Source organism: Streptosporangium sp. DT93, from assembly GCF_049844535.1.
GTDB lineage: Bacteria > Actinomycetota > Actinomycetes > Streptosporangiales > Streptosporangiaceae > Streptosporangium.
Window position 1 is genome coordinate 271,578 of sequence record NZ_JBNCLF010000008.1, and the last position, 20,056, is coordinate 291,633.

At 72.9% G+C, this 20,056-nt stretch carries 14 protein-coding genes and 1 pseudogene; 9 read left to right on the forward strand and 6 right to left on the reverse strand.

Going from position 1 to position 20,056, the window contains the following annotated elements; translation table 11 throughout:
* Positions 1-287 precede the first annotated feature (287 nt).
* The 3 genes from recQ to ACLQ2R_RS19930 all read left to right on the forward strand — a co-directional run bounded on the left by recQ (position 288) and on the right by ACLQ2R_RS19930 (position 4,151).
* Positions 288-2,288 carry a DNA helicase RecQ gene (gene recQ, locus ACLQ2R_RS19920; RefSeq protein WP_425961512.1) on the forward strand — a complete coding sequence of 667 codons (2,001 nt, stop codon included), beginning with the start codon at positions 288-290 and terminating at the stop codon, positions 2,286-2,288.
* A gap of 137 nt (positions 2,289-2,425) precedes the next feature.
* Positions 2,426-3,088 carry a potassium channel family protein gene (locus tag ACLQ2R_RS19925; RefSeq protein WP_386242904.1) on the forward strand — a complete coding sequence of 221 codons (663 nt, stop codon included), beginning with the start codon at positions 2,426-2,428 and terminating at the stop codon, positions 3,086-3,088.
* 163 nt (positions 3,089-3,251) lie between these two features.
* Positions 3,252-4,151, forward strand: a complete 900-nt coding sequence (locus ACLQ2R_RS19930; RefSeq protein ID WP_425961514.1) for an LLM class F420-dependent oxidoreductase — start codon at positions 3,252-3,254, stop codon at positions 4,149-4,151.
* Between the two features lie 125 nt (positions 4,152-4,276).
* Here ACLQ2R_RS19930 and ACLQ2R_RS19935 read toward each other — a convergent pair whose 3' ends face one another.
* Together ACLQ2R_RS19935 and dapD are read right to left on the reverse strand one after the other, a co-directional pair.
* On the reverse strand, positions 4,277-5,086 hold the full coding sequence (locus ACLQ2R_RS19935) for a hypothetical protein (protein WP_425961515.1): 810 nt from the start codon (positions 5,084-5,086) through the stop codon (positions 4,277-4,279).
* A 37-nt stretch (positions 5,087-5,123) separates the two neighbouring features.
* A complete protein-coding gene (gene dapD, locus ACLQ2R_RS19940; RefSeq protein WP_425961516.1) occupies positions 5,124-6,101 on the reverse strand; it encodes a 2,3,4,5-tetrahydropyridine-2,6-dicarboxylate N-succinyltransferase in 978 nt (325 codons plus the stop codon).
* Between the two features lie 315 nt (positions 6,102-6,416).
* Here dapD and thrS point away from each other — a divergent pair, with 315 nt between their 5' ends.
* Positions 6,417-8,384 carry a threonine--tRNA ligase gene (gene thrS, locus ACLQ2R_RS19945; RefSeq protein WP_425961517.1) on the forward strand — a complete coding sequence of 656 codons (1,968 nt, stop codon included), beginning with the start codon at positions 6,417-6,419 and terminating at the stop codon, positions 8,382-8,384.
* 178 nt (positions 8,385-8,562) lie between these two features.
* Positions 8,563-9,111 (forward strand): GNAT family N-acetyltransferase, encoded by a 549-nt coding sequence (locus ACLQ2R_RS19950; RefSeq protein WP_425961518.1) that lies wholly within the window; start codon positions 8,563-8,565, stop codon positions 9,109-9,111.
* A gap of 142 nt (positions 9,112-9,253) precedes the next feature.
* Here ACLQ2R_RS19950 and ACLQ2R_RS19955 read toward each other — a convergent pair whose 3' ends face one another.
* Positions 9,254-10,150, reverse strand: coding sequence for an Asp23/Gls24 family envelope stress response protein (locus ACLQ2R_RS19955; RefSeq protein WP_425961520.1), 897 nt, complete (start codon positions 10,148-10,150; stop codon positions 9,254-9,256).
* A 157-nt stretch (positions 10,151-10,307) separates the two neighbouring features.
* On the opposite strand from ACLQ2R_RS19955, the gene ACLQ2R_RS19960 reads away from it, so the two are divergent.
* Complete coding sequence (locus tag ACLQ2R_RS19960; RefSeq protein WP_386242881.1) at positions 10,308-10,859, forward strand: HIT family protein; 552 nt, start codon at positions 10,308-10,310, stop codon at positions 10,857-10,859.
* Here ACLQ2R_RS19960 and ACLQ2R_RS19965 read toward each other — a convergent pair.
* The 3 genes from ACLQ2R_RS19965 to ACLQ2R_RS19975 form a co-directional block, all read right to left on the reverse strand.
* On the reverse strand, positions 10,802-12,883 hold the full coding sequence (locus ACLQ2R_RS19965; protein WP_425961521.1) for a hypothetical protein: 2,082 nt from the start codon (positions 12,881-12,883) through the stop codon (positions 10,802-10,804). The genes ACLQ2R_RS19960 and ACLQ2R_RS19965 overlap by 58 nt on opposite strands.
* Before the next feature lie 165 nt (positions 12,884-13,048).
* Complete coding sequence (locus ACLQ2R_RS19970; RefSeq protein ID WP_425961522.1) at positions 13,049-14,674, reverse strand: glycoside hydrolase family 10 protein; 1,626 nt, start codon at positions 14,672-14,674, stop codon at positions 13,049-13,051.
* Positions 14,675-14,819: 145 nt separating this feature from the next.
* Entirely contained in the window at positions 14,820-16,952 is a 2,133-nt protein-coding gene (locus tag ACLQ2R_RS19975; RefSeq protein WP_425961523.1) for an elongation factor G-like protein EF-G2, read from the reverse strand.
* Positions 16,953-17,302: 350 nt separating this feature from the next.
* On the opposite strand from ACLQ2R_RS19975, the gene pgsA reads away from it, so the two are divergent.
* The 3 genes and pseudogenes from pgsA to ACLQ2R_RS19990 form a co-directional block, all read left to right on the forward strand.
* Positions 17,303-17,920, forward strand: a complete 618-nt coding sequence (pgsA, locus tag ACLQ2R_RS19980; RefSeq protein WP_425961524.1) for a phosphatidylinositol phosphate synthase — start codon at positions 17,303-17,305, stop codon at positions 17,918-17,920.
* A gap of 12 nt (positions 17,921-17,932) precedes the next feature.
* Complete coding sequence (locus ACLQ2R_RS19985) at positions 17,933-18,847, forward strand: phosphatidylinositol mannoside acyltransferase (protein WP_425961526.1); 915 nt, start codon at positions 17,933-17,935, stop codon at positions 18,845-18,847.
* Positions 18,844-19,968 (forward strand): annotated as a pseudogene (locus tag ACLQ2R_RS19990) (glycosyltransferase family 4 protein); the annotation flags it as partial. The gene ACLQ2R_RS19985 and the pseudogene ACLQ2R_RS19990, both read left to right, overlap by 4 nt.
* Positions 19,969-20,056 lie beyond the last annotated feature (88 nt).

The window sequence follows — 20,056 nt, forward strand, 5'->3', positions numbered from 1 at the left end:
CCCCCCCCCGCCCCCCCCCGCGGCGGCCCCCCCCCCCCCCCCCCGGCCCCCCCCCCCCCCCCCCCCCCGCCGCACGTCCCGGCCGGGCCGTGTCCCGCGTCTCCCCGTCCGGCCGCGTCGCACCTCCGCGCCTCTCCGCCCGGCCAGGCCGCGCTTCCCGCTTTCTCCGCCCGGCCGGGTCGCTCCCACCGCGAACGCGCGTCCGATCGCGTCCGGTCCCGGCCTTCGGGGCCGTTCCACCTCGGGTTCCTCGTCGCCGGGGGGAGGATCCCTCGTACACTGATTCGATGATCTCCCCCGAGAACGACCCCGAGGTGAGCGACGCGTCGAGGGTCCTGCAACGCGTCTTCGGCTACGACACGTTCCGGGCCGGGCAGCAGGAGATCATCGACCACGTGGTGGCCGGTGGCGACGCGCTGGTGCTCATGCCGACCGGCGGCGGCAAGTCGCTGTGCTACCAGATCCCCGCGCTGGTCCGGAAGGGCGTCGGAGTGGTGATCTCACCGCTCATCGCGCTCATGCAGGACCAGGTGGACGCCCTGACCGCGCTCGGCGTACGGGCCGGCTTCCTCAACTCCACCCAGGACTTCGACGAGCGCCGCCGGGTGGAGTCGGCCTTCCTCGCCGGTGAGCTGGACCTGCTCTACCTGGCCCCGGAGCGGCTGAGGGTCGACGCGACGCTGCGGCTGCTGGACAGCGGGGTGATCTCGCTGTTCGCCATCGACGAGGCGCACTGCGTGGCCCAGTGGGGGCACGACTTCAGGCCGGACTACCTGGCGCTGTCGGCGCTGCACGAGCGCTGGCCCGACGTGCCGCGCATCGCGCTGACCGCGACCGCCACCAGGGCCACCCACGCCGAGATCGCCTCCCGGCTCAACCTGGAGCGGGCCCGCCACTTCGTGGCCAGCTTCGACCGCCCCAACATCCAGTACCGCATCGTGCCCAAGAACGAGCCCAAGCGGCAGTTGCTGGAGCTGCTGCGCGCCGAGCACGCCGGGGACGCGGGCATCGTCTACTGCCTGTCGCGCAACTCGGTCGAGAAGATCGCCGAGTTCCTGGTGGCGAACGGCATCCCGGCGCTGCCGTACCACGCCGGGCTCGACGCCCGCGTGCGGGCCGCCAACCAGGCGCGGTTCCTGCGCGAGGACGGCCTCGTCATGGTCGCCACGATCGCGTTCGGCATGGGCATCGACAAGCCCGACGTGCGGTTCGTCGCCCACCTGGACCTGCCCAAGTCCATCGAGGGCTACTACCAGGAGACCGGCAGGGCCGGACGCGACGGCCTGCCCTCGACCGCCTGGCTCGCCTACGGCCTGCAGGACGTCGTCCAGCAGCGCAAGATGATCGACACCTCCGAGGGCGACGACGTCCACCGCCGCCGCCTGGGCACCCACCTGGACGCCATGCTCGCGCTCTGCGAGGCGGTCGAGTGCCGCCGCTCGCGCCTGCTGGCCTACTTCGGCCAGGAGGGCACCGCCTGCGGCAACTGCGACACCTGCCTGTCGCCGCCGGAGGCGTGGGACGGCACGGTCGCCGCGCAGAAGGTCCTCTCGACGGTGTTCCGCCTCATGCGCGAGCGCCGCCAGAAGTTCGGCGCGGGCCAGATCATCGACATCCTGCTCGGGAAGAAGACCGCCAAGGTCATCCAGCACGACCACGACGGCCTGACGGTGTTCGGCATCGGCACCGAGCTGAGCGAGGCCGAATGGCGCGGCGTGGTACGCCAGTTGCTGGCCCAGGGGCTGCTGACCGTCGAGGGCGACTACGGCACGCTGGTGCTGACCGAGGCGAGCGCCGAGGTTCTGGGCCGCCGGCGCCAGGTCCCGCTCCGGCGCGAGCCGGAGCGGCCGGCCCGTGCCGCGAAGGCCGCGAAGGCGGCGAAGACCGCCACCGGACGCCGGGCCGACCCGGTCGAGCTGTCCGAGGAGGCGACCGGCGTGTTCGAGCTGCTCCGCTCCTGGCGCGGCGCCACCGCCAAGGAGCAGGGCGTGCCCGCGTACGTGATCTTCCATGACGCGACCCTGCGCGAGATCGCCGCCCGGCTGCCCGCGTCCCTGGAGGAGCTCGGCACGATCAGCGGGATAGGCGAGAACAAGCTCGCCAAGTACGGCGAGCAGGTGCTGGAGACCCTCGCCGGTGTCGGTGGTGACGGGAAGACCGGCGGTGACGGGAAGAGCGGCGGTGGCGGTGAGGAGATCGGCGGCGGTGGTCCCAGGGAGGACGCCTGGGAGGGAGGCTTCAGCCGGGAGCCCCAGGAGGACGACGACGATCCGGAGGCGTTCTCCTGAGGTAGAATCGGGGCAATCCGGGTCTTGAGGCCCGAGCGGTACGCGGTTGGGAGCCTGGAAGCGGATGTCCGCCTCCGGGCTTCTCGCGTTGACGGACGGATTCCCGCGGCTGCGGGCTCCCCGGAAGAGGACGGTCGTTGGCTGACAGAAGGAACGACCCGGTGGTGGTCGTCGGGCTCGGCCGTTTCGGCGGCTCCCTGGCGATCGAGCTGTGCCGCAGGGGGACCGAGGTGCTCGCCATCGACAACCGTCCCAAGGTGGTGCAGAGCATGGCGACCAAGCTCACCCACGTGGTCGTGGCCGACTCCACCGACATCGAGGCGCTGCGGCAGATCGGGGTGCCCGACTTCTACCGGGCGGTCGTCGCCATCGGCACCGACCTGGAGGCCAGCATCCTGACCACGTCCCTGCTCGTCGAGCTGGAGATCGAGGACGTGTGGGCCAAGGCGACCAGCCGCGACCACGGCCGCATCCTGGAGCGGGTCGGCGCCCACCACGTGATCCTGCCCGAGCACGACATGGGGGAGCGGCTGGCCCACCTGCTCAACGGGCGGATGCTCGACTACATGGAGATCGACGGGGACTACGCGCTGGTCAAGACCCGCCCTCCCCGCGAGTACGTCGGCGTGCCCCTGGGCGAGTCCAACCTCCGCCGCAAGTACGGGGTGACCGTGGTCTGCGTGAAGGGCGAGCACGAGGAGTTCACCTACGCCGACGCCGGGACCGTGCTGGGCTACGGGGACGTGATCGTGATCGCCGGCAGGATCGAGAAGGTCGAGCGCTTCACCGAGCTCCCCTGACGCCCCCTGCCTCCCGGCGCCCTCCGTGATCTCCTCCCCGGATGCCGCGTTCCCCGGCGCCGCCCGGGAGGGGGCCGTCCCGGCGTTGTCGTGGCCGGGTGGTGTGCGGCCGCCGCCCTCGACCTACACTGGGCGAACCCAAATAGAATGGAGTTCGGTAGCGATGCGATTCGGACTGATGCTCAACGAGCCCAAGGGTCCCGACGTCTTCGAAGGACTGCGGGAGCGCATCGCCCGCGCGGCCGGCGACGGCTTCTCCTCGTTGTGGATGTCGCACATCTTCGGCCTCGACACCCTGACCGCGCTGGCCGTGGCCGGTGGCCAGGTGCCCGGCATCGAGCTGGGGACCGCCGTCGTCCCGACCTACCCGCGCCACCCGGCGGCCCTGGCCCAGCAGGCCCTCACCGTCAACGCCGCCCTCGGCGGACGCCTCGCGCTCGGCATCGGGCTCTCGCACCAGATCGTGATCGAGGGCATGTACGGCTACAGCTTCGACAAGCCCGCCCGTCACATGCGCGAGTACCTGTCCATCCTGATGCCGCTGGTCCGGGGCGAGAGCGCCGACTTCGAGGGCGAGACCCTGACCGGCAAGCTCGGCCTGAGCACGCCCGCCCCGCACGACATGCCCGTGCTCATCGCCGCGCTGGCCCCCAGGATGCTCAAGCTGGCCGGTGAGGTGGCCGACGGCACCGTGCTGTGGATGACCGGACCCAAGACCGTGGCCGAGCACGTGGCGCCCGCCGTCACCGAGGCGGCACAGGCGGCGGGACGACCGGCGCCGAGGATCGTGTGCGCGCTGCCCGTCTGCGTCACCGACGACGTCGACGCGGCCAGGGCGCTGGCCGCCGAGCGGTTCGAGATCTACGGCCAGTTGCCGTCGTACCGGGCGGTGCTCGACCGGGAGGGCGCGGCCGGACCCGGGGACGTGGCGATCGTCGGCGACGAGGACGCGGTGTCCGCGCAGATCGAGACGCTCGCCAAGGCCGGGGTCACCGACTTCGTCGCCGCCGAGTACTCCTCCGGCGACCGCAGGACGCGGGACTTCCTCAAGGGCCTGCTCTGACGCGAAGGCTCGCGGGGCGGTCCTTCGCGAGGTGAGGACCGGCCGGGAACCCGCCGTGACACGGCGCGGTTCCCGGCCTTCCTGCCGTGAGGCGGCTTTTCCGTAGGCGGCCGGACCGGCCCCGTTCAGAGGCCGAAGGCGCTCAGCGCGGCCCAGGCCGTCCCGGTGCCGACGGCGGCTCCCGCGACCACCTGGGCGGGCGTGTGATGGGTCACCCGGACCCGCGCCCAGCAGATCGCCGCCACCAGCAGTGCGCCCGCGGCCAGGGTGGGCGCGGCGGGCAGCACCTGGGCGAGCACCACCACCGTGCCCGCCGACACGGCCGCGTGGAAGGAGATCTTCCACCTGAGGGTGATCGGGACCGTCACCGCGAGCGCGGCGAGCATCGCCGTCACCGTGGCCACCAGCAGCCGGGGGGCTCCCAGCACGACCAGCAGCACCAGCGCGACGACCACCGCGGCGACCGCCACCAGCAGCGGCCCGGTCCGGCTCGCCCGGTCGACCAGGTGATGGGAGTCCAGGCGCCCTGAGCGGACCCCGGCCAGGATCACCGCGGCCGGCACGCCGCCGCACAGGGCCGAGGCCAGCAGCCCCCAGGCCGCTCCGGCCGGGCCGTCGGCCATCAGCCCCACCAGCGGGGGCAGCGCGATCACCAGCACCTGCGGCGCGAACAGCCCGGTCAGCAACCGGGCCGCCGCGTCCGCCCCCCGCCCGGCCTCGGCGTCGGCTCCCTGCCCGGCCTCGGTGTCTGTGCCGCGTCCCTCCTCGGCGTCCGCCCTCTGCCCGCCCTCGGTGTCCGCGCCGCGTTCGCCCTCGGTGCCCGCCCTCGGTCGCCCCTCGGCGCTCCGTCCACTCTCAGCGTCCGTTCCCCGTCCACTCTCAGCGTCCGTTCCCCGTCCGCCCTCGGCGTCCGGGGTGGTCTGCCGACCGGTCATCGCGTCCTCCCGGCGTTCCGTGCGACGTCGCGGTCGCTCAGTCGTTGGCGTGCAGGACGCTGTTGAGCTCCACGCCCGTGCCCTGGCGGGGGACGACCTCGACCGCGCCGGAGGTGGAGTTGCGCCGGAACAGCAGGCCCGAGGCGCCGGAGAGCTCGGCGGCCTTGACCGCACGCCCCTCGGGCAGGGTCACCTTGGTCCCGGCGGTCACGTACAGGCCCGCCTCCACGACGCAGTCGTCGCCCAGGGAGATGCCGATGCCGCTGTTGGCGCCCAGCAGGCAGCGCCGCCCGATGGAGATGACCTGCTTGCCGCCGCCGGACAGGGTGCCCATGATCGAGGCGCCGCCGCCCACGTCCGAGCCGTCGCCCACGACGACGCCCGCCGAGATGCGGCCCTCGACCATGGAGCCGCCGAGCGTCCCGGCGTTGAAGTTGACGAACCCCTCGTGCATCACGGTCGTGCCGCTCGCCAGGTGCGCGCCGAGACGGACCCGGTCGGCCTCGGCGATCCGGACGCCGGTGGGCACCACGTAGTCGACCATGCGGGGGAACTTGTCCACGCCGTAGACGGTCACCTGGCCCCGGGCGCGCAGCCGGAGCCGTACCCGCTCGAAGTCCTCCACCGCGCACGGGCCGTGGCTGGTCCACACGACGTTGCTCAGCAGGCCGAACAGCCCGTCCAGGTTCTGGCCGTGCGGCCGGACGAGGCGGGCCGAGAGCAGGTGCAGGCGCAGGTAGGCGTCGTGCGCGTCGGCGGGGGCCTCCGACAGCGCGGTGATGCCGGTCCGTACCGCGACCACCTCCACGCCGCGGTCCTCGTCGGGGCCGAGCAGGGCGGCGACCCCCTCGCCGAGCTCCTCGGCGGCCTCCTGCCCGGTCAGCCGCCTGGTGCCGGGGGAGGGGGGCTCACCCAGCTGCGGGGACGGGAACCACGTGTCGAGCACGGTCCCGCCGGAGGTGATGGTCGCGATGCCGGCCGCGTGCGCGCCGGAGGTCTGGGCTGCTGCGTTCACACCGGCCAAGCCTAGCCAGAGCGGTCACGCCCGCGGTACGCCGAGGGAGACCCGAGGGGTTCCGCTGGCGGTACGGCCCCAAGCGCCGCCGACGGAGCCGCGAGAGCGGACCCGGGCCGTGCCGTGGGGGAGCCGCGAGAGCGGGCCGTGCCGTGGGGGCGGAGCCGCGCGGGCGATGCGTGCCGTGAGGGCGGGGCGTGCCGTGAGGGCGGGCCGCGCGGGCCGGGCGGGGTCGCGAAAAGGCGTCCCCGGCACCGGTAGCATCGACTCCCTACAGCTTTCGTCACATCCGACGACGTCTTCCCGGGAGCAACCGTGTCCGCCGTGCCAGAACTTCAGATCACCCTCGCCGGAACCGCGCGTGTGGTGGCGGAGGGCACGACGTACGGCCAGGCGCTGGAGGCCGACGGGCGCTCGGTCGTCGCCGCCCGCGCCAACGGCGAGCTCAGGGACCTCGCGGCCCCGGTGGCCGCCGGCGACGTGGTCGAGCCGGTCGAGGCGGGCAGCCCGGACGGGCGCGCCATCGTCCGCCACTCCGCCGCGCACGTCATGGCCCAGGCCGTCCAGGAGATCTTCCCCGAGGCCAGGCTGGGCATCGGCCCGCCGGTGGAGAACGGCTTCTACTACGACTTCGACGTCAAGGACCCGTTCACCCCCGAGGACCTCAAGCGCATCGAGAAGCGCATGCGCGAGATCGTCAAGCAGGGGCAGCTCTTCTCCCGCAGGCCCGTCTCCGACGAGGAGGCCGTCGCCGAGCTCGCCGCCGAGCCGTACAAGCTGGAGCTGATCGGCCTCAAGGGCGGGGCGGCCGACGAGGAGAGCGTCGAGGTGGGCGGCGCGGAGCTGACCATCTACGACAACCTCGACGCGAAAAGCGGCGAGCTGCGCTGGAAGGACCTGTGCCGCGGCCCGCACGTGCCGACCACCCGCTCCATCCCGGCGTTCAAGCTGATGCGCTCCGGCGGCGCCTACTGGCGCGGCAGCGAGAAGAACCCGCAGCTCCAGCGGATCTACGGCACCGCCTGGGAGTCGCGCGAGAAGCAGGACGAGTACCTGCACCTGCTGGAGGAGGCCGAGAAGCGCGACCACCGCAAGCTGGGCGCCGAGCTCGACCTGTTCTCCTTCCCCGACGAGCTGGGCTCGGGCCTGCCGGTCTTCCACCCCAAGGGCGGCGTGATCCGCCGCGCGATGGAGGACTACTCGCGCAGACGCCACGAGGAGGCCGGGTACTCCTTCGTCAACACCCCGCACATCACCAAGCAGAAGCTGTACGAGACCTCCGGCCACCTGGAGTGGTACGCCGACGGCATGTTCCCTCCCATGGAGCTGGAAGGCGCCAAGTACTACCTCAAGCCGATGAACTGCCCGATGCACAACCTGGTCTTCAAGGCGCGCGGGCGTTCCTACCGTGAGCTGCCGCTGCGGCTGTTCGAGTTCGGCACGGTCTACCGCTACGAGAAGTCCGGCGTGATCCACGGCCTGACCCGGGTGCGCGGTCTCACCCAGGACGACGCGCACATCTACTGCACCCGCGAGCAGATGCGCGACGAGCTGACGTCGCTGCTGCGCTTCGTGCTGGATCTGCTCCGCGACTACGGCCTGGACGACTTCTACCTGGAGCTGTCGACCAAGGACCCGGTCAAGTTCGTCGGCAGCGACGAGGACTGGGAGGAGGCGACCGAGACCCTGCGCGAGGTCGCCGAGGCGGAGAGGCTGGAGCTGGTCCTCGACCCGGGCGGCGCGGCCTTCTACGGGCCGAAGATCTCCGTCCAGGCCCGGGACGCGATCGGCAGGACCTGGCAGATGTCGACGATTCAGCTCGACTTCAACCTGCCGCAGCGCTTCGACCTGGAGTTCCAGGCAGCCGACGGGTCCCGGCAGCAGCCCGTGATGATCCACCGGGCGCTGTTCGGCTCGATCGAGCGCTTCTTCGGCGTCCTGGTCGAGCACTACGCGGGCGCGTTCCCCCCCTGGCTCGCGCCGGTCCAGGTGGTCGGCATCCCGATCGCCGAGGCCCACGTGTCCTACCTCCAGGAGCTCGCGGCCAAGGCCCGCGCCAAGGGGATCAGGATCGAGGTGGACGCCTCCGACGACCGGATGCAGAAGAAGATCCGCAACGCGCAGAAGTCCAAGGTGCCCTTCATGCTGCTGGCCGGCGACGAGGACATCGCGGCCGGCGCGGTCTCCTTCCGCTTCCGCAACGGCGAGCAGAAGAACGGCGTGCCGGTCGACGAGGCGCTCGCGGAGATCGTCGGCGCGATCGAGCGCCGCGCCCAGGTCTGAGGCCCCCTGCGTCCTTGATGAGAGCCCTCGGTGAGAGCCCCCGGTGAGACCTCGCCCGGTCCCGCCGGGGGTCCGCGTCCCGCCGGGGCCCGCCCGATCGGCGACGTCCCGGGAGTCCTGGTCCGCGGACGGATCACTCGGGCGATCCGCCGCCCTCACCAGGCCCTAACGTTGGCCCATGTCCGAAATGCCATCACGGGTCGAGTTGTGCCCGCTCACCCTCTCCGACCAGGACGAGTTCTGCTCGCTCGTACGGGCCAGCGCTGATCTGCACCGGCCGTGGATGCAACTGCCCGCGACCGCGGAGGAGTTCCGGGTCTGGATGCGTCGCTTCGACGGCGACGTCAACCTGGGCTTCCTGATCCGCGTCCGGGAGACCGGCGCGGCCGCCGGCATGGTCAACGTCAACTCGATCATCCGGGGCCGCTACCAGGGCGCGTCCCTCGGCTACGCGGCCTTCGCCCCGTCCGCGGGGCAGGGGTACATGACCGACGGCCTCACCGCCACCCTGCGGCACGCCTTCACCGGCCTGCGGCTCCACCGGCTGGAGGCCAACATCCAGCCGGAGAACGAGGCGTCCCTGGCCCTGGCCCGGCGCCTGGGGTTCCGTTACGAAGGGCTGTCTCCGGCCTACCTCTACATCGACGGGGCCTGGCGCGACCATGAACGCTGGGCCGTCACCGCACCCCACCCCTGGAGGCCCGACCCCTCCCTTCCGGAGGTGTGAGCCGCACGGCGCCGCTCGTGGGACACGTCCCGGCGCCGCGTCCCGACGTGATCGGGGGACATCGGCCGATCAGGTGACGGTGGGACCCGCGGCCCCCGCGGATCGCACGCGGCGTCAGGCCGCCCGGCCGTTTCCGGACGGCTCAGCCGTTCTCGCCGGGCAGGCGGACGTCGTCCACGTTGACGTTGACCTCGACGACCCGCATGCCCAGCATCAGGCTGATGGTCCGGGCCACGTTGGTCTTGACCTCGTTGGCCACGTCCATCACCACGTGCCCGTACTCGGTCACGATCGTCACGTCCACCGCGGCCGTGCGGTCCTGGACGTGCGCGCTGACGCCCCGCGGGCCTCGCCTGGTCCCGCCGGAGCCGGAGCCGGAGCCGAAACCAGAACCCGAACCGGAATCGGAACCGGCGCGGAGGCGTGACGGCTCCGCGGCCCTGGAGGAGTCGTCGCGGAGTTCGGCCACGCCCGCCACCTCCAGCGCGGCGAGGGCCGCCACCTTCTCCACCACCTCGTCGGCCACCTTGATCCGGCCCTTCACCACGGCCCCGGCCGCCGGGGAGGACACGGGCGGAGCCGGGGGGATCACCGAGATCGGCCGCGGCGCGGGCTCCGGCCGGTCGGGCGCGTCCTCGGCGGGGGACGCGGGGAGCGGCCCGTCCGACGGGGAGGGCGCCGGGGAGGGGTCCACCTCGACCACGGTCAGGACGGGCTCGTCCGCGAAGGACTCCGGCGTGTCCCGGAAGGTCGCGGGCTCGTCCCGCAGGGACTCCGGCTGTTCCCGGAAAAGATCGGCCTCGTCCGAGGAGGGCTCGGGCTCGTCCCGGAGGGACCCGGGCTCGTCCGGGGAGGGCGTGTACCCCTCCGGAGAGGGAGCGGACCCCTCCGGGGAGGGAGCCGGCTCGCCCAGGGACGGCAGCGGAGGCTCCACGGTGGACAGGGACAGGCTCAGGGAGAACGGGCGGGCGGGCCTGCCGCTCGCCTCGGAGGGAGACGCGGTCTCCTCGGTCGGTCGCTCGACGGAGACGTCGGTCATGGGGGCTCCTTGGCTGTCGTTGCTCGTGCAGGGGGATTCTGCCGGAAATCTGCCTTATTCGTCCGGCGATACGGTGACATGCGGGGAGAGGCCCCGGCGGGCCGGGGCCCGAGCCCGGCGGGATCGGCGGGACGGGCGTGGCAATATGCTGGCGGCCATGAGCAACGAGCCGGAGGCGCAGCACGGGGCGGGGACACCGGACGCGTTCCAGAGACTCTGGACTCCTCACCGGATGGCCTACATCAAGGGAGCCAGCAAACCGACCGGCTCCGGCCCCGAGGACGGCTGCCCGTTCTGCGAGATCCCCCGGATGAGCGACGAGGACGGCCTGATCGTCGCCCGGGGCGAGTCGGTCTTCGCGCTGCTCAACCTCTACCCGTACAACTCGGGGCACCTGATGGTCTGCCCCTACCGGCACGTCCCGGACTACACGGACCTGGACGGGCCCGAGACCGCCGAGCTGGCCGACTTCACCCGGCGGGCCCTGGTCGCCCTGCGCAAGGCCAGCGGCGCGCAGGGCTTCAACGTGGGCATGAACCTCGGCGGCGTGGCCGGCGCCGGTATCGCCGCCCACCTGCACCAGCACGTGGTGCCCAGGTGGGGCGGGGACACCAACTTCATGCCCGTGGTCGGCCAGACCAAGGTCCTTCCTCAGCTGCTGCGCGACACCAGGGAACTGCTCGCCGGCTCCTGGCCCGCCTCCGCGTAGGGGCGGGCTCCGGCCTGCAGGGCCCTGATCCCCACCGCGAGCGTCAGCGGCACCGCGAGCGCCAGCGCCATGGACAGCACCGCGGCGCCCGAGTCGTTGACCAGCATGCCGACCACGCCGCTGACCAGCGTGCCGACCAGTCCGGCCCGCAGCGCGGGGGAGTGCGTGAACGCCGCGGGCAGCACCCCGGCGGTCGCCTGCTCGGGCCGCAGCAGCGCGTACACCAGGAAGGCCACGGCGGCGATCACGACCGGCATCAGGTTGGGGCTGAGCAGGGTGCCGATCATCGCGCCGAACTTGCGGCCGATGACCTCCAGGGCCTCGCCGGTGAACACCTGGCCGACGAAGCGTCCCAGGTGGGTGCGCGAGCCCGGCGGGCGCAGGTAGTCCAGGTAGGCGATGGCCATCACGACGACGCCGCCCGCCACGCAGAACGCGCCCAGCTTGACGATCGAGACCCGCCTGCCCGCGATCAGCAGCGCGGTCACCGCGATGCCCGGCACGAACGCGATCACGCCGCCGAAGTCGCTGCCCACCCCGGGCCAGCCGCCCAGGATCATCGCGAACCCCCCCAGCCCCGCCACCACGGCGACCGCGGCGGTCGTGCGGCCCCCGCGCGTCAGCCGGTGCGCGATCGTGGCCGCCAGCAGCAGCACCGAGGTCGCGAAGAGCGCGAAGGGGATGTTGCCCAGCCCGTAGTAGCGGGCCCCGACCACCGCGCTGTAGCCCATCACGCTGTTGAGCTGCAACGTCGTCCCGGTCAGCAGGTCGCCCGCCAGGACCGCCGCGGTCGCCCCCGCCACCACCGCCAGGGGGCCGAGCGGGGCACGCCGCCAGGGACCGGCCAGCGCCAGTGCGGTCAGCAGCAGCGCCGAGACGACGATCCCGCCGACCAGCGCCACGAGCGGGGTCCCCGTGCGGTGCCAGCCGACGAGGTTGACCAGGTACGTCGAGACCGGCAGCGAGGCCAGCGCCACCGCGGCCACCCGGATGCCGGTGAGGCCGCGCCTGCGGCGCAGCAGCAGGAAGGCGGTCAGGTAGAAGGCGACCTGGAGCACGGCGACCGTGGTGAAGAACACCCCGCCCGCCTGCCGGATCGTCTGCCCGGCCACGTCGGCCCGGTCCAGCTCCAGCCTGGCCGCCTCGACGCCGCCGGTGCGCCGCCCGCTCGCCTGCCAGGGCACCCCGATCACCTCCTGCGGGGTCGCCACGCCGGCCAGGGAGAGCACGGTCGCGGTGATGTCCGGCAGGATCGTGGTGTCGTCGCGGTGGGTGGAGGCCGCCCCCAGGAAGCGGCCGGACGCCTGCCCGCCGCTCAGCATGGCCACCCGCAGGTGCGGGTCGCCGGCGTGGTCGGACAGGCCCGCCAGCAGCACGCGCGCGTTCTCGGGCAGGGCCCCCAGCACCGCCCCGGCCCTGGTGTCGGCCAGCCGCAGCCCGGCCGCCCGCTGCGGCTCCGTGAGCGGCTCGGGGTCGGCCGACAGCCGCCCGCCGGTCACGTACGGCCTGATCAGGTCGTCGATGTCGACGGCGGCCACCGGGCACCTGGCCAGCAGGGCGGGGTCGGCCTGGGCGGGGGAGGGGGCGTACACGTCGACCCGGCCCGACCGGTCGGCCAGGGCCAGCGCGGCGCCGGGGCCGATCGCCAGCGTGCACCGCCCCGCGGCGCGCAGGGCCTGGCCGAGGGCGCCCGCGTTGCGCTGCCGGGCGACGTCGTGCAGGTAGGAGTAGTCGGGGATGACCGCGCCGGTGCCGGAGGGCTCGGGCGTCGGCGGCAGCCCGCAGCCGTAGCCGACCGCCGACCTCACCCCGGCCGAGACCGTCAGCCACCCGTCGTAGGGGCAGGCGGTCCGGCCCACCGTGCGCACCGACAGCGAGCCGACGGCGCTGCGGCCGGCCAGCCGCCACAGGTTCGGGGTGGCCGCCGGGCCGAGATCGCTCCACCGCAGGCCGGGGATGCCGATCAGCACCACCTGTTCGTCCGCCTGCGTGGTGGCGGCGTGCGCGGCACCCGGCCACAGCAAGCCCAATACCACCGCAAACGCGACAAGCGTCCGCTTCACGAACGACCTCCCCTTCAGCTTCGGTCAAGGCTGGCACCGTAGGGGAAGATCGCGTCCGGGTCCAGCCGGCCCCCGGGCCGGCCCGCCGGTCGATCGGCAGGCCGGTGGCCGGCGCGCCGTACGGGATCAGGTCCCGCCCGGCGCGCTCTCGTTCTGCAGCCGGTCCAGCGCGGTGACGAGGTAGGTGCCCCCGCCGGGAGCGGTGAAGGCCTGGCGGTCCCCGGCGGCGGCCGGGACGATCGCGACGAGGTTGCGGGCGTCGGCGGTGGCGCACTCGCCGGGTCTGCCGGAGGCGATCCGGTAGACCGCGTAGGAGCGCGCGTCCGCCGACCCCCTCCAGCTGAGCGAGGTGCCCTGAAGGCGCACGTCGGCGGGCGTGGCCGGTGCCCGGCCGCCGCGGTCCTTCATCAGGGGCAGCAGCGCCGGGCGCGCGTAGTGGTTCTTGACGAGGCGGTCCAGCACCCCCAGCGGGTTGGTGGAGAGCTGCTTGGCGCTGAAGTAGACGTCGCCGGAGATCTGCGGGTAGGCGCGGTTGCGCTGCAGGTGGGAGGGCAGCTCGCCGGGCCTGGTCCAGGCGGGGGTGGCGGTGGTGCCGACCTGGTAGAGGGCCTGGCCGATGTAGAGCTGCACATCGGTGCCCTTGACCTCGTTCGCCCACCAGGGCATCAGCACGTCGTAGTCGGCGACCGCGAAGGCCCGGGGCCAGTACAGCTGCGGGATGACGTAGTCGACCGTGCCCTTGCGGATCCAGTGCCGGGCGTCGGCGTAGATCGCGTCGTAGGCGGACATGCCGCCGGTGGCCGAGCCGGTCGGGTCCTGGGCCTTGTTGCGCCAGATCCCGAACGGGCTGACGCCGAACTTCACGCTGTTCCTGGTCGCGTGCACGGCCTTGTCGACCTGGGCGATCAGCGTGTTGACGTTGGAACGGCGCCAGGCGGCCAGCTTCCTGTCCTTGCCGTACTTGGCGAAGGCGGCGCGGTCGTCGAACGTGGCGCCCGCGACGGGGTAGGGGTAGAAGTAGTCGTCGAAGTGGACGCCGTCGACGTCGTAGCGGCTCACCACGTCGGTGACGACCTTGGTGACGTGCTCGCGGACCGAGGGCAGGCCGGGGTTGTAGTAGGCCAGGCCGTTGTACCTGACGATCCAGCCCGGGTGCTGCCGGGCGGGGTGGCCTGGGGGCAGCGCGGCCAGGTTCCCGTCGGAGGAGGCCCGGTAGGGGTTGAACCAGGCGTGGAACTCCAGGCCGCGCCGGTGGGCCTCGGCCACGAGGAAGGGGAGCGGGTCCCAGCCCGGGTCCTTGCCCGCGACGCCGGTCAGGTACTGCGACCACGGCTCCAGCGACGACCGGTACAGCGCGTCGGAGGCGGGGCGGATCTGGACGAACACCGCGTTGAACCGCCGCTTGACCGCGCTGTCGAGGATCCTGACGTACTCGGCCTGCTGGCGGGCGACCGGCAGGCCGGTCCGCGAGGGCCAGTCGATGTTCTTGACCGTGGCGATCCAGATCCCGCGCAGCTGGCGCTTGGGGTATCTCGGGTCCACGTCGCAGCGCGCCGAGGCGGCGGTCGTCGCGCCGTCGGTGCCGCCCGCGCCCGTGGCGGCGTCCCCGGCGCCGGTACGGGCCGGGGCGCTCTCGGCGCTTCCGGCGCTCCTGGGACGGCCGGGCGCGGTGTCGGGGCCGAAGGTGTAGGCGGCGCCGGTGGTCAGAACGGCGAGTGCGGTAGCGGCCAGCAGAGGGCGTCCGTTTCGCATGATTCCTCAGTCTGGCATCCGGGCCGGTGTGCTCCGGCCAGAAAAAAGAAATCGTTTCGTGATGACTCCGTTACGGAAGGGCCGCAGGTGAGGCGTGTGCCCGGCGGGACGTCTCCCCCGCCGGGCGCGTGCCTCGCGGGCGGCCTCAGGTGGTGACCTTCTCCACCAGGTGCGAGGGGAGCGGCTCGTAGCGCAGGAAGACACGGCGGAAGGTGCCCGTACCGTGTGACATCGACCTCAGGTCGATCGAGTAGCGGGTGATCTCCAGCTCGGGCACCTCGGCCCTGACCAGGGTGCGGCCCACGCCCACCGGCTCGGTGCCCAGCACCCGTCCCCGGCGCGAGGACAGGTCGGACATCACCGCGCCCACGTGCTCGTCGGCGACCAGCACGGAGACCTCGTCGACCGGCTCCAGCAGCAGCGTGGGCACCTTGGCCGCGGCCTCCTTCAGCGCGAGCGCCCCGGCGATCTGGAAGGCCATGTCGGAGGAGTCGACCGAGTGGGCCTTGCCGTCGTAGAGGGTCACCCGCACGTCCACCATGGGATATCCGGCGACCACCCCGCGCTGCATCTGGGTGCGCACGCCCTTCTCCACCGAGGGGATGAACTGGCGCGGCACCACCCCGCCGACGATCTTGTCCACGAACTCGAAGCCCCCGCCGGACGGCAGGGGCTCGACCTCCAGGTGGCAGACCGCGAACTGGCCGTGACCGCCGCTCTGCTTGACGTTGCGGCCCAACGCCTGGCAGGTGCCGCCGAAGGTCTCCCGCAGCGGCACCCGCAGCTCGATCTTCTCCACCTCCACGCCGTGCCGCCTGCTCAGCCGGTCGAGCAGCACGTCGGCGTGGGCCTCGCCCAGGCACCACAGGACGAGCTGGCGGGTCTCGGGGTTGTTCTCCAGCCGCAGCGTCGGATCCTCGGCGACCAGCCGCTGCAGCGCCTGGCCCAGCTTGTCGTCGTCGGCCTTGGAACGGGGCTGGATCGCCACCGGCAGCAGGGGCTCCGGCATCGTCCAGGCCGTCATCAGCAGCGGGTTCTCCTTCTCGGAGAGGGTGTCGCCGGTCTCGGCGCGCGAGAGCTTGGCGACCGCGGCGATGTCCCCGGCCACGCACTTGGGAGCGGTGCGCTGGAGCTTGCCCAGCGGTGAGGACAGGGCGCCGATGCGCTCGTCCACGTCGTGGTCCTCGTGCCCGCGGTCGGCCAGGCCGTGCCCGGAGACGTGCACGGTCATGTCGGGGCGCAGCGTGCCGGAGAAGACGCGGACCAGGCTGATCCGGCCCACGTACGGGTCGCTGGTGGTCTTGACGATCTCGGCGACCAGCGGGCCCTCGGGGTCGCAGGACAGGCCGGGGACGGGCGCGCCGTCGATCGTGGTCACCTCGGGCAGCGGGTGTTCCAGGGGTGAGGGGAAGCCCTGGGTGACGAGCTCCAGGATCTCCAGCGCGCCCACCCCCGCCCCGGCGGCCAGCACCGGGTAGAAGCCGCCGCGCGCGACCGCCTTCTCCAGGTCCTCGATGAGGGCCTTGGTCTCGATCTCCTCGCCGGCGAGGTAGCGGTTCATCAGGGACTCGTCCTCGCTCTCCTGGATGACGCCCTCGATCAGGGCGCCCCGGTAGAGCTCGATCTGGTCGGCGTAGGCCGGTCCCGGCGCGTTCTCGGTGCGGCTGCCGGTGGCGTAGTTGTAGAACTTCTGGGTCAGCAGCCCGATCAGGCCGTTCACCCTGCCGTTGGTCACCACCGGCAGGTACAGCGGGGAGACCCCCTCGCCGAACGCCTCCTGGCAGGCGGCCAGGGCCGACTCGAAGTCGGCCCGCTGGTGGTCCATCTTGGTGATCACCACCGCGCGGGGCATCCCGACCGAGGCGCACTCCTCCCAGAGCATCCTGGTCAGGCCGTCCACGCCGTCGGTGGCCGGGACGACGAACAGCGCCGCGTCGGCCGCACGCAGCCCGGCGCGCAGGTCACCGACGAAGTCGGCGTAGCCGGGCGTGTCCAGAAGGTTGATCTTGATGCTGTCGTGCACCACCGGGGACAGGGTGAGGTTCACCGAGCGCTGCTGGCGCACCTCGACCTCGTCGAAGTCGCTCACGGTGGTGCCGTCCTCGACCCGGCCGGGCCGCGAGACGGTCCGCGTCGCCTCCAGCAGGGCCTCGACCAGCGTGGTCTTCCCGGCGCCGGAATGGCCGACCAGTACGACATTTCTAATCATGTCCGGCTGGTCGGCCGCGGGTGCCCTCCCCGCGGCTCCCGCTGCTCCGCCGGTCGTTCTGTCCGCCACATCGCCTCCCGCGTCGTTGCCGAAGGAGCGCGGCCCGATGGGACCGCACTCCGGGGGGTCCGCCGCCGCACCCGTACGCCGACGGACGCGGTCTGTTCACCAAATACCCATGTGGCGAATATCACAAGAGGGATAAGGCGATCCTCTTGCGAGATGAAGATCGAATCGCTAACGACGAACGCGGGACGCGCGGTCGCGGGTCGCGTGCGGGCCGCGCCCCGCCGCCCGCCGGCCGCCCGCCGGCCGCCCGTACGCCGCCCGTACGCCGCTTGTCGGCCGATCGTCCGCCGGCCGTCCGCCGACCCGGCCGTCGCGCGCCCGCAGGCCGGTTGGCCTACGATCGGAGCGCGATGTTGAAACTCCTGCGCCCCGCCGTCACCCGAGTCCTGACCCCGCTGGGCCGTACGCTCGTCCGCCACGGGGTCAGCCCCAACGCGGTCACCGCCGCGGGCACCCTGGGAACGGTCGCCGCGGCCCTGTTCTTCTACCCCAGGGGCCAGCTGTTCGCCGGCACGGTGGTGATCACCTTCTTCGTGTTCGCCGACCTCCTGGACGGGGTGATGGCCAGGATGACGGGCCCCGGGAGCGTCTGGGGCGCCTTCCTCGACTCCACCCTCGACCGGGTCGGCGACGCCGGCATCTTCTCCGCGCTCGCGTGGTGGTTCGTCGTGAGCGACCAGCCGGTGCTGGCCGGGGTGGCGCTGTTCTGCCTCGTGGCGGGCGCGGTGGTCTCCTACATCAAGGCCAGGGCCGAGGCGCTGGGCATGACGTGCGACGTCGGCCTCGCCGAGCGGCCCGAACGCCTGGTCGTGGGCCTGGTCTCGGCCGGGCTCGGCGGCCTCGGCGTGCCGTACGTGCTGCCCGTGGGGCTGTGGCTGCTCGCCGTGGCCAGCGCGGTCACCGTGGTCCAGCGCCTGCTGAACGTGCGCCGGCAGGCCGTCTCCGCCTCGCCCCGCACCCTTCGCTGATCGGAAAGATGGATGACCGACACGCCCTCCCCCCAGGACCGTCTCGTCGCGGCCGCCTTCGGCGCCGGCTGGACGGTCGTGCCCCGCCTGCCAGAGCGGCTCACCGCCGCCGCCTTCCGCGCCGCGGCCGACCTGCTCTGGAGGCGCCGCGGGAAGTCCGTGCTCAGGCTGGAGGCCAACCTCGCCAGGGTCAAGGGCGCCTCGCCCGGCGATCCGGCGATCCGCGCGCTCTCCCGCGCCGGGATGCGCTCCTACTTCCGCTACTTCCACGAGGTGTTCCGGCTGCCCTCGATGTCCGTCGAGGAGATCGTCTCCCGGATGAGCGTGGCCGGGGCCGAACCGGTCTACGAGCACCTCGCCGCGGGCAGGGGAGTGGTCATGGCCCTGCCGCACACCGGCAACTGGGACCAGGCCGGCGCGTGGTTCGCCAAGACGGGCCACCCGTTCACCACGGTCGCCGAGCGGCTCAGGCCCGAGTCGCTGTTCCACCGCTACACCGCCTTCCGCGAGGGCCTGGGCATGGAGGTGCTCCCGCTCACCGGCGGGGACGGCCACACCTTCGGCACCCTGGCGCAGCGCCTGCGCGCCGGACTGCCGGTGGCGCTGCCGGCCGAGCGGGACCTGACCGCCAAGGGGGTCGAGGTGCAGTTCTTCGGCTCGGCCACCCGCATGCCCGCCGGACCCGGCCTGCTGGCCGTGCACACCGGGGCGCCGCTCATCCCGGCCCTGCCCTACTTCACCGAGTCCGGCTGGGGACTGCAGTTCTACGACGAGATCGAGATCCCCGCCGAGGGCGACAGGAAGGAGAGGGTGGCCGCGGCGATGCAGAGCCTGGCCACCGTCTTCGAGAAGGGCATCGCCGAGCACCCCGAGGACTGGCACATGCTGCAGCGCCTGTGGCTCGAGGACCTGGAGCCCAAGGCATGAGGATCGGCATCGTCTGCCCCTACACCTGGGACGTGCCCGGCGGCGTGCAGGTGCACATCCGCGACCTCGCCGAGGCGCTCATGGCCGACGGCCACCACGTCTCGGTGATCTCCCCGGCGGCGGACAACGCGCCGCTGCCCCCGTACGTGACCTCGGCCGGCCGCGCGATCCCGGTGCCCTTCAACGGGTCGGTGGCCAGGATGTCGTTCGGGTTCCTGTCGGCGAACCGGGTGCGGCGCTGGGTGCGCGAGGGCCGGTTCGACGTGCTGCACGTGCACGAGCCGGCCATCCCGTCGCTGGGCCTGCTCGCCTGCTGGGTGGCCAGGGGGCCGATCGTGGCGACCTTCCACGCCTCGTACGGCAACTCCCGCTCCTTCGCGGCCGGGGTGCCGCTCATCATGAGCGCGCTGGAGAAGATCACCGGCAGGATCGCGGTCTCCGACGCGGCCAGGAAGACGCTGGTCGAGTTCATGGGCGGCGACGCCGTGCTGATCCCCAACGGGGTGGCGGTCGGCCGCTACGCCGAGGGCGAGCCGCTGCCCGGGTGGGACGAGGGCGAGGTGATCGGCTTCCTGGGACGGATGGACGAGCCGCGCAAGGGCCTGCCGGTGCTGCTGGAGGCGTTCGCCCTGCTGGCCGCCGAGCGGCCCGCGCTGCGCCTGCTGCTGGCCGGCCCCGGCGACGCCGCCGAGGTGCTGGAGCGGGTCCCGGCCGCCCTCCACGACCGGATCGGCCTGCTCGGCATGGTCAGCGAGGAGGACAAGGTCCGCGCCTACCACACGGTGGACGTCTTCTGCGCGCCCAACCTGGGCGGGGAGAGCTTCGGCATCGTGCTGACCGAGGCGATGTCGGCGGGGGCGGCGATCCTGGCGAGCGACATCCCGGCCTTCGCCAAGGTGCTCGACGGGGGCAGGGCCGGGGCGCTGTTCGCCACCGGCGACGCGGTGTCGCTGGCCCGCGAGGCCGCCGCGCTGCTGGACGACCCCGCGCGCCGGGCGACGCTCTCCCAGGAGGCCCGGCGGGCCGTGCGCAAGTACGACTGGTCGACGGTCGCCCGCGACGTGCTGAGGGTCTACGAGACCGTCGCGAGCACGGCGAGCACGACCGGGGTCGAGGAGGACGACGACGGCGACCGGGACGCCCCCGACGATCGGGGCGACCGGGACGGCCGGGCCTCCGCGGCCGACGGGGCCGACGGGGGCGACGGGG

Excerpts from the sequence above, each read along its gene's own strand:
- ACLQ2R_RS19970 (WP_425961522.1), bottom strand. The coding sequence starts at position 14,674 with ATGCGAAACGGACGCCCTCTGCTGGCCGCTACCGCACTCGCCGTTCTG.
- ACLQ2R_RS19935 (WP_425961515.1), bottom strand. The coding sequence starts at position 5,086 with ATGACCGGTCGGCAGACCACCCCGGACGCCGAGGGCGGACGGGGAACG.
- ACLQ2R_RS19930 (WP_425961514.1), top strand. The coding sequence starts at position 3,252 with ATGCGATTCGGACTGATGCTCAACGAGCCCAAGGGTCCCGACGTCTTC.
- ACLQ2R_RS19950 (WP_425961518.1), top strand. The coding sequence starts at position 8,563 with ATGTCCGAAATGCCATCACGGGTCGAGTTGTGCCCGCTCACCCTCTCC.
- ACLQ2R_RS19960 (WP_386242881.1), top strand. The coding sequence starts at position 10,308 with ATGAGCAACGAGCCGGAGGCGCAGCACGGGGCGGGGACACCGGACGCG.
- pgsA (WP_425961524.1), top strand. The coding sequence starts at position 17,303 with ATGTTGAAACTCCTGCGCCCCGCCGTCACCCGAGTCCTGACCCCGCTG.
- ACLQ2R_RS19985 (WP_425961526.1), top strand. The coding sequence starts at position 17,933 with ATGACCGACACGCCCTCCCCCCAGGACCGTCTCGTCGCGGCCGCCTTC.
- ACLQ2R_RS19955 (WP_425961520.1), bottom strand. The coding sequence starts at position 10,150 with ATGACCGACGTCTCCGTCGAGCGACCGACCGAGGAGACCGCGTCTCCC.
- recQ (WP_425961512.1), top strand. The coding sequence starts at position 288 with ATGATCTCCCCCGAGAACGACCCCGAGGTGAGCGACGCGTCGAGGGTC.